General features: G+C 58.2%; 12 protein-coding genes. 6 read left to right on the top strand and 6 right to left on the bottom strand.

Annotated elements, in window-relative coordinates; all coding sequences use genetic code 11:
• Positions 1-7 precede the first annotated feature (7 nt).
• Positions 8-1,270, top strand: coding sequence for an MFS transporter (locus AC3Y64_RS17135; protein ID WP_489984597.1), 1,263 nt, complete (start codon positions 8-10; stop codon positions 1,268-1,270).
• Between the two features lie 14 nt (positions 1,271-1,284).
• On the opposite strand, the gene gbdR is transcribed toward AC3Y64_RS17135, so the two are convergent.
• Both gbdR and gabP read right to left on the bottom strand, forming a co-directional pair.
• Entirely contained in the window at positions 1,285-2,388 is a 1,104-nt protein-coding gene (gbdR, locus tag AC3Y64_RS17130; RefSeq protein ID WP_489984596.1) for a choline metabolism transcriptional regulator GbdR, read from the bottom strand.
• Between the two features lie 66 nt (positions 2,389-2,454).
• Positions 2,455-3,855, bottom strand: coding sequence for a GABA permease (gene gabP / locus AC3Y64_RS17125; RefSeq protein WP_489984595.1), 1,401 nt, complete (start codon positions 3,853-3,855; stop codon positions 2,455-2,457).
• A 656-nt stretch (positions 3,856-4,511) separates the two neighbouring features.
• Between gabP and AC3Y64_RS17120 the strand changes: the two genes are divergently transcribed.
• From AC3Y64_RS17120 to AC3Y64_RS17110, 3 genes are all read left to right on the top strand, one after another.
• Positions 4,512-4,871 carry a DUF6124 family protein gene (locus AC3Y64_RS17120; RefSeq protein WP_489984594.1) on the top strand — a complete coding sequence of 120 codons (360 nt, stop codon included), beginning with the start codon at positions 4,512-4,514 and terminating at the stop codon, positions 4,869-4,871.
• A 139-nt stretch (positions 4,872-5,010) separates the two neighbouring features.
• Positions 5,011-6,552, top strand: a complete 1,542-nt coding sequence (locus tag AC3Y64_RS17115; protein ID WP_489984593.1) for a T6SS phospholipase effector Tle1-like catalytic domain-containing protein — start codon at positions 5,011-5,013, stop codon at positions 6,550-6,552.
• Positions 6,552-7,205: a DUF2931 family protein gene (locus AC3Y64_RS17110; RefSeq protein WP_489984592.1), complete on the top strand. Its 654-nt coding sequence runs from the start codon at positions 6,552-6,554 to the stop codon at positions 7,203-7,205. Before AC3Y64_RS17115 ends, AC3Y64_RS17110 begins: the two co-directional genes overlap by 1 nt.
• On the opposite strand, the gene AC3Y64_RS17105 is transcribed toward AC3Y64_RS17110, so the two are convergent.
• The 4 genes from AC3Y64_RS17105 to AC3Y64_RS17090 form a co-directional block, all read right to left on the bottom strand.
• Complete coding sequence (locus AC3Y64_RS17105; RefSeq protein ID WP_489984591.1) at positions 7,190-7,711, bottom strand: hypothetical protein; 522 nt, start codon at positions 7,709-7,711, stop codon at positions 7,190-7,192. The two genes, AC3Y64_RS17110 and AC3Y64_RS17105, sit on opposite strands and share 16 nt — an antisense overlap.
• A gap of 10 nt (positions 7,712-7,721) precedes the next feature.
• Positions 7,722-8,828 carry a DNA alkylation repair protein gene (locus AC3Y64_RS17100; RefSeq protein ID WP_489984590.1) on the bottom strand — a complete coding sequence of 369 codons (1,107 nt, stop codon included), beginning with the start codon at positions 8,826-8,828 and terminating at the stop codon, positions 7,722-7,724.
• A 2-nt stretch (positions 8,829-8,830) separates the two neighbouring features.
• Complete coding sequence (locus tag AC3Y64_RS17095; protein ID WP_489984589.1) at positions 8,831-9,436, bottom strand: glutathione S-transferase; 606 nt, start codon at positions 9,434-9,436, stop codon at positions 8,831-8,833.
• Positions 9,437-9,497: 61 nt separating this feature from the next.
• Entirely contained in the window at positions 9,498-10,406 is a 909-nt protein-coding gene (locus tag AC3Y64_RS17090) for a MurR/RpiR family transcriptional regulator (protein ID WP_489984588.1), read from the bottom strand.
• Positions 10,407-10,810: 404 nt separating this feature from the next.
• On the opposite strand from AC3Y64_RS17090, the gene AC3Y64_RS17085 reads away from it, so the two are divergent.
• Entirely contained in the window at positions 10,811-11,215 is a 405-nt protein-coding gene (locus AC3Y64_RS17085) for a TraR/DksA family transcriptional regulator (protein ID WP_158960276.1), read from the top strand.
• A 216-nt stretch (positions 11,216-11,431) separates the two neighbouring features.
• Positions 11,432-13,036: a methyl-accepting chemotaxis protein gene (locus tag AC3Y64_RS17080; protein ID WP_489984587.1), complete on the top strand. Its 1,605-nt coding sequence runs from the start codon at positions 11,432-11,434 to the stop codon at positions 13,034-13,036.
• Positions 13,037-13,046 lie beyond the last annotated feature (10 nt).

The raw sequence follows: 13,046 nt of genomic DNA, 5'->3' as shown, positions 1-13,046 counted from the left end.
GCTGCCCGTGGCCACTCATCTCGACCGTCGCAACAACCTGTCACTCGACAGCCTGAATTTCTTCCTCGCCGATGTGCGCGACGGGCTCGGCCCCTATCTGGCGATCTACCTGCTGGCGGTGCACCACTGGGACCCGGCCAGCATCGGTCTGGTCATGACCATCGCCGGGGTCGCCGCGCTCATTACGCAGACGCCTGCGGGTGCTTTGGTCGACAACACACGACGCAAACGCGCCCTCATTATTATTGCTGCGCTGCTGGTGACCGGCAGTTGTCTGCTGTTGCCTTTCGTTAGCTCATTCAGTCTGGTCGCGTTGACTCAAGCCCTCAGCGCTGTCGCCGCGTCGATTTTTGCGCCGGCCATTTCGGCGATTACCTTGGGAATTACCGGGCCGCGAGCCTTCACCCGACGCACCGGTCGCAACGAAACCTTCAACCACGCCGGCAACGCCTGCGCGGCGCTGCTGGCGGGGCTGTTCGCCTATCTGTTCGGCCCGGTGGCGGTGTTCTATCTGATGGCGGCGATGGCGGTGGCCAGCGTCATCGCCGTCTCCTTTGTATCGCCAGAGGCCATCGACCACGATGTGGCCAGAGGGCTGGATCCCGGCGGGGCAGGGCATGGCACGCAACCGTCGGGGTTATCAGTGCTGCTGACCAACAAATCGCTGCTGATGTTTGCCGTGTGCTGCGCGTTGTTTCACCTGGCGAACGCCGCGATGCTGCCGCTGGTGAGCCAGAAACTGGCGCAGGCCAATCTGCAGATGGCCACGCCACTGACGTCGGCGTGCATTGTCGCCGCGCAATTGGTCATGGTGCCGGTGGCGATGCTGGTCGGGGCCAAGGCCGATGTCTGGGGACGCAAGCCATTGCTGCTCGCAGGCTTCCTGATTTTGCCGCTGCGTGGCGTGCTGTATGTCTTGTCCGATGACCCTTACTGGCTGGTCGCGGTGCAGTTGCTCGACGGCGTGGGCGCGGGGATTTTCGGCGCGCTGTTTCCCGTGGTGGTCAAAGATCTCACGCAGGGCACCGGGCATTTTAATGTCAGCCTCGGCGCACTCTCGACCGCGTTCGGACTGGGCGCCGCATTGAGCAATGGCCTGGCCGGATTCGTCGTACAGGCGGCGGGTTACAGTGCAGCGTTCCTGACGTTGGCGGCAGTTGCGGCGGTGGCGTTGGTGCTGCTGTGGGTGGCGGTTCCGGAGACGGTGCAGCGTTCGATGGTTGAAGCCGATGTCCGTCGCAACGATTTACCGCCGGCGACAGTGCCCTGAGGGCTGCCCCACGATTACGCGCAGTCAGCCCGTTCAATGCTTCGAACGCTGGCGAAGGTCGATTCATGGCGTGCCTGATCCAGCGTTGTCAGCGGTTTTTCAGATGACGGCTGCGCACTCGCCAGCGTTGTCGGTTTACGACTCATGTCAGAGCCAAAGCGCTCGTCGCTCGGGGGCACACCAAAGTACTCGCGATAGCATTTGGAAAAGTGCGGTGTCGAGACGAAGCCGCAGACATACCCCAGTTCAACAATCGACATCGATGTCTGCTTAAGCAGTTGCCGCGCGCGAATCAGCCGTAGTCGCAAGTAGTAGCGCGACGGCGTGCATTGAACGTATTTCTGAAACAGCCGCTCCAGTTGGCGCCGCGACAGATCGACGTACTCGGCAAGTTTGTCGAGATCGATCGGCTCCTCGAGATTGGCCTCCATCAACGCGACGATTTCCTGCAATTTGGGTTGATGCGTGCCGAGCACATGCTTGAGCGGTACGCGCTGATGATCCTGTTCGTTGCGGATGCGCTCGTAGACGAACATCTCGGAGATCGCCGCGGCAAGTTCACGGCCATGATCGCGACCAATCAGGTGCAGCATCATGTCCAGCGGCGCGGTGCCTCCTGAGCTGGTGAAGCGGTTGCGGTCGAGGGTGAACAGACTGGTGCTGACGCCGACGCGCGGGAACGCTTCCTGCATCGCCGCAAGAAATTCCCAGTGCACGCTGCATTCATAGCCATCGAGCAGTCCGGCTTTGGCCAACGCCCAACTGCCGGTGCAGATGCCCCCCAAACGTTTCGATTGCCGCGCCAACGCTTGCAGCCAGGTGATGTGCTCGCGGGTGATTACGCTCTGGATGCCGACCCCGCCGCAGACGAAGACCGTGTCTGCCACTGAAGGATTTTTCCAATCCGCATCCGGCGTGATCGGCAGGCCGTCACTGGCCCAGACCGGCGTGCCACCGAGGCTGAACGTGTGCCAGCGATACAGCGCTTGCCCGGTCAATTGATTGGCCATGCGCAAAGGCTCGACGGCGGAGGCCAGCGACATCAGGGTGAATTTGTCCAGCAGCAGAAAACCGATGGATTGAGTCTTGCCGTCGGGCACATGTGCGTTCGATGACATCGAGATTATGTCCCTGCAAAAAAACATGGCGATCCCCCAGCCCAAGCGTGGGGGCATCAGTTCGGCTTAGCCGGCCGAAGTGGCCTGCGCAGCGGGCGCAGGGTGACGCGAGGTCAGAAGGCCGATAAAGGAAATCACCAGCGCCAGGCCGATGGTCGTGGTGACTTCGGTGCGGTGCTGCGGGGTGATCATCATCACCGTCAGTGCACCGCAAATGAACACAATCACCAGCCACGTCAGCCACGGGAACAGCCACATGCGAAAGGTCAGCTCAACGTTGCGCTGACGCAGCACCTTACGCATGCGCAACTGCGACACCGCAATCGCCAAATACACCAGCAAAGCAATCGCACCAGAGCTGGCCAGCAGAAACTCGAACAGCCCGGCGGGCATCACATAACTCCACACGGTAATCGCCGCGCCGAGCACGGTGCTGGCGATCACGGCGGCACGGGGCACGCCTTCCGAGGAGGTCACCTTCAGCGCTTTCGGCGCATCGCCGCGACGGCCCAGCGAGTACAGCATCCGCGAGGCAATGTAGATCGAGGAGTTCATGCAACTGGCCACGGCAATCAGCACGACGACGTCGACCATGAATTTGGCATGGGGGATGTTCATGATTTCCAGGGCGCGCTGGTAGGAACCCACCGAAGCCAGCAACGGGTCGTTCCACGGCACCACGGAGACCACCACGAAAATCGACAGCAGATAAAACACGCCGATGCGCCACATGACCGAGCGCGTTGCCTTGGCGATGTTGCGCGCCGGGTCGCTGGATTCGGCGGCGGCGATGGTCACCGCTTCCGTACCGATAAAGCTGAACATGATGGTGATGAACGCGCCGACCACCGCCGACATGCCGTTGGGTGCAAACCCGCCGTGATCAGCCATCAAACCACTCAAGCCGCTGACTTCGCGGTCGGGCACCCAGCCCATCAACACCGCGAAACCCACGCCGATGAATCCGATGATCGCCACGACTTTGGCCATGGCGAACCAGAACTCGAACTCGCCGTATTTCGACACGCTGAACAGGTTGGTCACCACCAACGCAATGATCGACACCAAGGCGAATAGCCAGGCATCGACCTGCGGAAACCATTGGTGCAACACGTGGCCGGCTGCCAACGCTTCGATGGGGATCACCAGCACCCAGAACCACCAGTACAGCCAGCCAATGGTAAACCCGGCCCAGCGCCCGATGGCCTGATCGGCATAGGTGGAAAACGAACCGGTGTCGGGATTGGCCACCGCCATTTCCCCGAGCATGCGCATGACCAGAACGACGAGCAAACCCGAGAAGAGATAAGCCAGAAGCACCGCAGGCCCCGCCGCCGCAATGGCATGCCCCGAGCCCACAAACAAACCGGCGCCGATGATGCCGGCGATTGACAACATGGTGACGTGACGAGGCTTGAAGCCCTGCGCCAATTGGCCACTCGAATCCTTGGAGTTCGGGCTGATCATTGTTTTCTTATTCTCTGCTGATCGACATTTAAGCGAATTGGCAGGGGCCGTCGAACATCGTTGGAGCCTGCTCGACTTGCTGAAGGAAACCCCTTTCAAACGCCGCAGTTCTTATCAAGCCCATCATCGTGATGTCGTTATTTTGATGAAAGGACGCGCCACCTTAACCGCGGTGTTCGGCGAATCAATAGCCTGAGCGCGGCGTCACCGTGCTTGATATCGACATGGGGAGGGCGGTTCTTTGATGGATGTTGCGGCGCGAACCGTTACTGCAGATGTCCGGTTGTTGATGAGGGATAAACGGGCAGTAGGGTGGTTGTTTAAGTGGCGGCTGAAGTGAGCGTTGATGGCCTACAACGCCTTGCGTCGTTGCCTACGACTAAGCCAGAATCCGCCGGCTTGTGCGTCTAGGGCGCGGGTTCTATCGTTTGCCAGTCATTGAAAAACAGTGATCGGGTTTGGTAGCCCTGAGTCTCGTAGATTGCATAAGCATCATGATTCGCAGTGTCTGTTCGACACGGCTTTATGGTGGTCATGCACAGGGCGTCTTCGGGCGCGCCGGTTTTCTACGTCCCGGTCTACCAACCTGCGCATGGCCGCCACCCTCGTTTGGTAGCGAGAGTGATGTCTCCCTTTTTTGACGTAGGAGCTTCACCATGATCAAACCAACACCCAACCCACCAGATACCGACCCCACATCCCCCTACGAATCACCCAATTCCAAGAAACTCCACGAAGCCGCCGACCGCGCCCTCGACCACTACCTCGGCCCTGCGCAAATCATGGCCAGCACCCACCAACCCGAACGCATGTACCTCGCCAACCCCAAGTACGACAGCGAATCCCTGCTCGCCAACGCCAGCGAAACCCTCGGCTCCGCCAGCGAAATGCTCATCAACTTCGCCGCCATGCTCGACACCTCACACCGCAAAACTGCACTGGGCATCGCCCAAGTCGTGATGCTCGGCGAAATCGCCGTCAACCAAGCGCTGGATAACGTCGAAATCGCCAACTGACCTTCCACCGCGACGAGGGGAAACCCTCGTCCTTAAACGCACTATCAACAGCGCTGGCACAGGGCCACGGCTTGTGCCGCACAGCCCCGGCTGTCACCCTTCGCGCCGTTCTTCAAGGATCAGAACAAGGAATCAAGGATTGAGCGGCTACGTCCCCAACCCCCCGAAAAACCATCGCTACGAAGAAGCCAAACCCGTCGACATTCACGCCCAGCGTTGGGCTGAGTACGAGAAGTATGGGAAAGAGCCTGCGCGCGAACCTGAGAAAGTCGGGATTGCGCTGCGTATCGGCGTGTTCTTTGATGGTACTGGCAACAATGCCAACAATACGGCTGCTGGCCTGCTGTGTGGGGCACAGAATCCCATCGCACCGCAAGATATTCCTGCTAGCTGCAAGCCGTACATGAGCGATCCTGATAGCAGCTACGCCAACGACGTCAGCAACGTGAAAAAGCTGAGCGAACTGTATGAGGCACCGCGACTCGCTGAGGGAGAGGGACCACGAAAGAAAGCTTTCGGTATGGTCTACGTCGAAGGCATAGGTACCCGTTCAGGTGAAGAAGACAGTACATTCGGCGCCGGTACAGGACGTGGCGAAACCGGTGTTGCCGGGCGCGTCCAATCTTCTTTCACTTTGATCGAACAGCGTATCACTGAGGTATTGGATAAAAATCCCGGTAGTGAAATTGCTTCGTTGACCTTCGACACGTTTGGCTTCAGTCGTGGTGCGGCAGCCGCTAGACATTTCGCCAATGAGATCGTGCGTGGCAAACAAGGCCCTTTGGGCGAGATTCTTCGCAACAAATCAGATGTCCTCAGTCCGACGTTTGTCGATCAATACCACGGCGACATCAACATGGGCTTCATTGGTTTGTTCGACACCGTACCGTCGATTGCAGGATGGTCCAATTTAGGCAACATCAAAAGTTCAGTCGCAACGGGGATCAAGCTCTACCTGGACCGACGTTATTTCACCGACGTTGTGCAGTTGGCTGCGCGGGATGAATGCAGAGCTAACTTTGCTCTCAATCGAGTAGCGATGGATCATTCGGAAATTGTCTTGCCGGGTGTGCATTCCGATGTGGGTGGAGGTTACCTTGAGGACGCTGAAGAATGCGTGCTCATTAGCCCAATGCAAACGCTAGAAGTCGGCAACTACGTGGATGTCACCACCACATCGATCTACCAGGATGCGGTCAATGTGAGAAATCAGTGGTTAGCCAACGGCTGGCCTTCCGAAATGCTGGAAGTCGTTACACCACCTCCTTTACTGATGCCTATCAGTCCTCAGGATCGGCTGAGTCCTCGAGTCAAACGAGTCTACGCCGCCGTTCAACTCAAGCGTCCGGTGAGTGGGTTACTGTCAAGAGTGAGCCTGCGCGTGATGCATCAACTCGCCAAAGCCAAAGGCGTTCGATTCGAAGACATTCCCGAGACGCCAGACTTCGCCGTTCCCGAAGAACTTCAGCCCATGTGTGATCGTTTTGTCTCCGGCGACTACAGCACCACGCCAGAGGAGGAGCAAATCCTCACACTCAAGTACATTCACACATCCGCCAATTGGAACCATCCGCTTGGCAGGAGAGATGGAAGTGGCATCAGAGCTGTTTACATCAACGCCCCCACGGAAGATGCAATCCGAGTAAAGCACCCACACGTACCTGACTGGACGCTTTGGTAATGAAGTTATTTACAGCACTGCTGTGCACGCTCTTTGTGGCTGGCTGTAATGCCGACCCGCTGTCAGCAAAAAACGACCCTAAATCCCCTTGGTGGGAACTCGGTTTCACCGAACCCAACTACATGAAGGTCTGGGTTGAAGACACTGCTGTGGAAGATATAAAGGGAAAAACATTTCTGCGTACCGGTGGTGGATCCGCATCGGGCGGACAGCCAGAAGACGGCACCGAATCGGCCCGTGGTTGGGACGGAGTGGGCGCATCCGCAAAAGCGGTGGTTGGCGCTGATCTTCCAAAACGAATTTTTGTTCGCTGGCAGTCCATCGTAGAGCCTCAGACGTATCGCGCATGGGTGGACATACCCGAAGAAGCCAGACAATTGATGCTGACCTCGGTCAACCAGCGCTGTGCGAAAACTCCAGACCAGACAGCTACCTATATATCTTCGGTCTATTTGGGATTGGCTCCCGGAGGTGTCGTACAAGTGTGGGTTAGAGACTCCTGCCACCATCCAATTAAAGTGGCCAAAGCTCAGGGCGAAATCGAGCCATTGGGACCGAGTCAGGGGAAAACCCAGGGGCGATACGCGTATCCAGTCAGTGAAAAGTCAAAGCGGTACATCGAAAAATGGGGCATTCCTTACGGTAGCTGGTGAGCTCGCTCTGGCGACTGTCTTGAAGACTCTGGCACCTTAAGCGAGTCGCAAAAAACGTTGTCAAATGCCTTTATCACTTGCTCCAACAATCCTTGGTCGGCGTATCGCGGTTTCCCATGGGAGCCTACAACATTGAATCCTTCCCGCTTGAAGAGAAGCGCCAGTTCGGTTTCCAGAGGGGCGATGATGTCGCGCTTCAAGCGATGCTCGTCCAGTTCATTTTGCTCCGGAAAAATGGGGCCGAAAGCTACAAGCTCGAATTGGCATTGAAGTGGATTCCAACCGAGCTTTCGTACTTGGCGCAGAAGCATGTTGGCTGTTGCGCTTGGTCGCACATCGAGGTGTTGTCCGAGACGAGAAAAAGGCGATGCGGCGTACTTTGAAGAGCTATCTCCGGTTCGGCCGACATACACGGCCTTATCTGAGCCCGATTTCAAGAGCCAGGCATAAAGCCAAAAACCACGCTCCAAAATGCTTCCGTCAAACGACATTCTATGAACTTTCATTCTTGCTCCTTCACTGAATATTTACATTGAAGGCTGTGCTGGCCAATACCTCGCCATTAACCATCACTACCACCCCATGCCGCCCAACAAAATGCTTCCGCGTAGTAAAATCCTTAATCACCTGACTCCGCCGCACCCCCTCACTCGCAAACCCCGCCAATACCACCGTCTTCAGCTTAAAAACCTTCCGCGAAACCCCGCCGTTCGCCTTCACATAGTCAATCGCATAATCAATCACCAACCGCTGCTCATGCGCCACGGTCGACTTCACCGTAAATGACAACGTAATCGTCTCGCCCAACCTCACCACCGCCGGCTCAATCCGCACATCCAACAACTCAACCTCAGCCTTCGCCCCGGCACCTATCACCGTCAGCGCCCGCAAGTCCCCCTGCTTAATCAAACTCCGCAATGCATGCTTGGCAATCCACGCGGTGTGCTTGTTCTCCAGCGACCAACCTTCGATCGTGTCCAGCACCCATTCCGGATGCACCTTGGTTACATCATTCAAATGGTTCGCCACGGACTTGCGCACATACAAACTGTCGTCGGCCTTCAATCGATCCAGTATCCCGGCAGCCAAGCGCGGATCGGCCTGCACCGCTTCCAACCTGAATGACCAAGGCAGGCGAGGGCGGCTGCCTTCACTGGCGAGGCGGCGGACGTGGTGGTTTTGGTCTTGAGTCCAGTCGTGCATCAGCTCGAGCGAGCGTTCCAGGTCGCTGCGCAGAAAGTAACGGATGGCGAATTCGGAGGAGCCGAAGGTGGTGAAGTATTTCAGGGCTTCCATGGAGGTATCGAACGCGTGCCCGCCGTAGCTCGCGACGTAGTGCGGCAGGCACATGCTGACGAATCCACTGTTCAAACGTGGCGCGAGTTCTCGCAATACATCGAGGGAATCCATGTAGTCCAGCGGCAGCACGGCATGCAGGCTTTCACTGACGCGGGCCATGCGTTGCATCACTGACAGTTCCGCCAGGCCTTCATTGGCATGTTTAAGAAATGCCTTGGCCTTGAACGCGGGATAAACGGCGCTCATTTCGTCAGCAATATGTCGCAGGCGCTCGGCGTTGAAAATTTCCTTTAACGCCGGGGCGGCGGTTTCGGTTGCGCTCATGGTCAGGTCATCGGTGTGCTGACAAACGCTTCGAGCGTTTCGGCGTAGGCAGTGTATTGGGCGATGTGACGATAGCGTTGGGTGTCGATCTGGTCGGGGACGACGAGGTCGGTGAAGCTCCAGGCGACGGCGAGGCTGATGCCGGCCTGGGTGAGGGTGCCGTCGGTGGGCAGGCCGTTCTGTTCGAGTTCTTGTTCGAGGGCACTGAAGGCGGCGGCCAGTTGGCTTTCAACACGTTCAACCCACGGTTGATATTGAATGTCGGCCGGGCGCAGGTTGCGCTCGTAATACAACTGCACGGCTTTTTCGCAAGCGGCGAGGCTGAGACCGATGAGGCGCAGGGCGTGGGCGCGTTGTTTCAGGTCGGTCGGCAGCAGGCTTTTACCCGAGGCGGCTTCGAGGTAGTCGAGAATGAGGGTGGAGTCCATGAGGACGGTGCCATCGTCGAGAATCAGCGTCGGCGCTTTGACCACCGGGTTGATCTGCTGGAATTGCTCGAAGTGGAGGAACACCGAGACTGACTCGTGTTCAAGGTCGATCCCTAAACGTTTCGCGGAAATCGCCACGCGGCGCACGTACGGGGAGTCCAGCATGCCGATCAGTTTCATGACGCGTTCCTTCAAGTCGAACCGGTGGGAACGCATAACCTAGCCGAGCCTGGAGCAATTGTCAGTCGTCAAATCCGGCCTGCTCGTGAATCTCATCCACATTCAACCCCAACCGATACGCCACCGCCACAAACAACGCCTGGCACAAACACAACGTCGCGCTCAACGAGCGAAACGCCAACGCGCTGCCTTCATTCACCAACAGCAGACTGTTTGCACGCTTCGCCAGCGGCGAGAGATGGCTGTCGGTGATGACCAGGGTATTCGTCTGTTGCTCGCCGGCGAAGCGCAGGCATTGTTGGGTTTCCTTGGCATACGGCGTGAAGCTGATGGCGATCACCAGATCATTGGCGCGCACGCTGCGCATTTGCTCGCGATAACTGCCGCCGAGGCCGGAAACGAGGTGAATTCGTTTCTGAGTGTGTTGCAAGTTGTAAACGAGGTAGTCAGCGACGGCGAAGGAGCGGCGCACGCCGATGACATAAATGTTGTCGGCGTTGACGATGAGATCGACGGCTGTTGCAAACGCGCCATCGTCGAGTTCGCGGCCGAGGCGTTCGATGCCGGAGCGCGTGGCCTCGATGCATTCGCGGGCGAGGTCGCCGTCGCTGGTTTGCTGCGATGGGTTGGCGATCATGTTGCGAATGCGCTGTTGGTAGTTTTGCACCGGTGAGGCTTTGTGGGTGTAGGCGGTGCGGAACAGGGCCTGCATTTCGCTGAAGCCGCTGAACCCGAAGCGCTGTGAGAAGCGCACGATGGCGGACGGGTGGACCTCGCATTCGCGGGCGATGTCGCTGATGCGGTCGACCATGATCCGGTCGCTCTGTTGGCTCATGTAACTGGCGATGCGTTTGAGCTGGCGCGGCAGGGCGTCGTATTCGTCGGTGATCAGTTGCAGCAGGCGCTCGGCATTGATCGGGGGGCTGGCGAGGGTCATCTCGTCGGAGGCCGGCAGATCGGGGCGGGGCATAAGTCATCCTTCAGGCGGGTTGATCACACGGTGGCCACTGATATTAGTTGGCTTGCGGCGGGCCTGCTGAGCTGAAACGATGCACTGACTGACGAAATATTCACGATCTGGCTGTACGGGGTTAGCCGTTTGTCTTCTATATACAGCCGCTCGACTGAATTTCTTGCTATAAACGCACTCCGATGGCCGGTGTGAACCCTGTGTCAGAGCAGTTTCCGGGCTTTGTCGGACAAATTCCCTGTATTTACAGTTGCTGAGGCCTCAAACGGGCCTTAGACTGCCGCCCCTCGTAAATTGAGTGCCGGGTGGCATTTGCAATAAACGATGCCTTTTCGCCGACCGCACACGGTTCGCCGAAACGCTCCCTAATTCGCCTTAATGCACGTTTTTTTATAGAGATATCAATGACAAAGGACAAGTTGCTGGCCATGCCGGCAGATGACTACATGAATTCCGAGCAGCACGCTTTCTTCACTGAGCTGTTGCAGAACATGAAAGTCGAAACCCACGAGCGCATTGAGCAAAACCGTGTCGCCATCGAAAGCCTGGACACTCCGGCTGACCCGGCGGACGCGGCTTCGGTTGAAGAAGAGCGTACTTGGCTGGTAAACGCGATTGATCGCGACCAGCGCATGCTGCCGCAACTGGAGCAAGCCCTTGAGCGCATCAAGGAAGACAGCTTTGGCTGGTGCGATGACAGCGGCGAGGCGATTGGCCTGAAGCGCCTGCTGATCAGCCCGACCACCAAATACTGCATCGAAGCTCAAGAGCGTCACGAGCAGATCGACAAGCACCAGCGCCAGGCCTGATTTCGCCGCCGCTGTGATCGCGGGCAAGTCCGTCCCAACCGGTTCAAACAGAACCAGGTGGGAGCCGGGCTTGCCCGCGAAGCTTTTTCTCGTCCGCAATATTCTCCCGCGATTCCATTGACCTGCCGCAGACCCACGACTAACGGACCATGGATAATGGCGTTGTAGTGGCGTTTAATGCAGTCACAACAATGAGAACAAGCGTGGGGTGTTGAAATGACGAGAGATGGATCTCTGGTTGGGGCTCTGCCCGCACCAGTGCTGTTGCCGAAAAACCGCTGGATCGCACCGACCCTGCAAAGCATCGCCCTGATGCTGTTGTTGGCCGGCATGACCTTGGGTGAGTGGTCGCTTTATCTCGGCATGCCGCTGGCGGTGCTGATTGTCTGGCTGCCGCGCCTGCGTTCCCGAGCCGTCCCCGCTGTACCGCCTGCCGACAATGGCAGCGCAATGTCCGAACTGACCCGCGACCTTTCCTACACCACCAGCCATAACGCGTTGTCGGCGGCGGGCGTGGCGTTTTCAGTAAAAGCGCTGGCGAGCAAACTCGAATCGCAACTCGATGCGGCGGCGCAGATTGTCAGCAATGCCGAGGTGATGATCGCCACCGAGCATGCGACGTCGCAGCTCAGCCGTGAAGCATTGGCGGCTGCCAGTGAAGCGCATCACAGCAGCGCGGCGGGGCGCACCGAACTGGTCGATTCGATCGCACGCATGCATCAACTCAGTCAGCGCGCCAATGCCAGCCGTGAACTGATCGAGGCGTTGAGTGTGCGCAGTGATGACATTCAGCGCGTGACCTTGGTGATTCAGTCCATCGCCAGCCAGACCAATCTGCTGGCCTTGAACGCGGCAATTGAAGCGGCGCGGGCGGGCGAACATGGTCGCGGCTTTGCGGTGGTGGCTGATGAAGTGCGCGGTTTGGCGGCGCGCACAGCGTCGGCGACCGGTGAAGTCGGTGAGATGGTCGCCGACATTCAACAGCGTACCGCGCAGGTGGTGGAGCAGATTCGCGAGCTGTCCAGCGATCTCCACACCGGTGTCGAGCAGGTCGAGCACACCGGTCAACATCTGGAGAACATTGCGCGATTGGCCGCCGGAGTGGAGGGGCAGGTCGGCGAGATCGCCCGGGGTGCGGAAACCAATCGTGAGCAACTCGACAGTCTGTTCAAAGCCATCGAACAGATGCGCAGCGATCTGGCGATCAGTGATCAACAAACCCGCCGCCTCGCCGAGGCAGCGGTGCAAATGGAAGGGCAGGCGGAAACCATCAGCGAGCGACTGGCCGAAGTCGGTCTCGATGACTATCACCAGCGCATCTATGACTTGGCGCGTGAAGGCGCTGGTCAGATTGCCGCGCGTTTCGAGGCGGATGTCGAGCAGGGGCGCGTCAGCCTGGAGGATCTCTTCGATCGCAGCTATCAGGCCATTCCTGGCACGGAGCCGGCGAAGTTCCAGACCCGTTTCGACCGCTATACCGATCAAGTGCTGCCAGCGATTCAGGAGCCATTGTTGGCGCGTCATGAAGGATTGGTCTTTGCGATTGCCTGCACGCAGCAAGGCTATGTGCCAACGCACAATCAGGCGTTCAGCCAGCCGCTGACGGGGGATGCGAAGGTCGACACGGTAAACAATCGCACCAAACGCAAGTTCGCCGATCGCACCGGGAGCCGCTGCGGCAGTCACCAACAAGCGGTGTTGTTGCAGACCTACACCCGCGATACTGGCGAGCTGATGCATGATCTATCGGTGCCAATCATGATCAAAGGCCGGCACTGGGGCGGTCTGCGTCTGGGCTACAAACCGGAAAACCCGCATTGATTGTTACCGC

The organism is Pseudomonas sp. 4CAES_32.4, from assembly GCF_058136335.1.
This window is presented reverse-complemented; position numbering and strand designations above follow the sequence as displayed.

What these genes read in the sequence shown, in the direction of transcription:
- AC3Y64_RS17110 (WP_489984592.1), top strand. Translation starts at nt 6,552, where the DNA reads ATGAAGTTATTTACAGCACTGCTGTGCACGCTCTTTGTGGCTGGCTGT.
- gabP (WP_489984595.1), bottom strand. Translation starts at nt 3,855, where the DNA reads ATGATCAGCCCGAACTCCAAGGATTCGAGTGGCCAATTGGCGCAGGGC.
- AC3Y64_RS17105 (WP_489984591.1), bottom strand. Translation starts at nt 7,711, where the DNA reads ATGAAAGTTCATAGAATGTCGTTTGACGGAAGCATTTTGGAGCGTGGT.
- AC3Y64_RS17090 (WP_489984588.1), bottom strand. Translation starts at nt 10,406, where the DNA reads ATGCCCCGCCCCGATCTGCCGGCCTCCGACGAGATGACCCTCGCCAGC.
- gbdR (WP_489984596.1), bottom strand. Translation starts at nt 2,388, where the DNA reads ATGTCATCGAACGCACATGTGCCCGACGGCAAGACTCAATCCATCGGT.
- AC3Y64_RS17095 (WP_489984589.1), bottom strand. Translation starts at nt 9,436, where the DNA reads ATGAAACTGATCGGCATGCTGGACTCCCCGTACGTGCGCCGCGTGGCG.
- AC3Y64_RS17080 (WP_489984587.1), top strand. Translation starts at nt 11,432, where the DNA reads ATGACGAGAGATGGATCTCTGGTTGGGGCTCTGCCCGCACCAGTGCTG.
- AC3Y64_RS17085 (WP_158960276.1), top strand. Translation starts at nt 10,811, where the DNA reads ATGACAAAGGACAAGTTGCTGGCCATGCCGGCAGATGACTACATGAAT.
- AC3Y64_RS17120 (WP_489984594.1), top strand. Translation starts at nt 4,512, where the DNA reads ATGATCAAACCAACACCCAACCCACCAGATACCGACCCCACATCCCCC.
- AC3Y64_RS17100 (WP_489984590.1), bottom strand. Translation starts at nt 8,828, where the DNA reads ATGAGCGCAACCGAAACCGCCGCCCCGGCGTTAAAGGAAATTTTCAAC.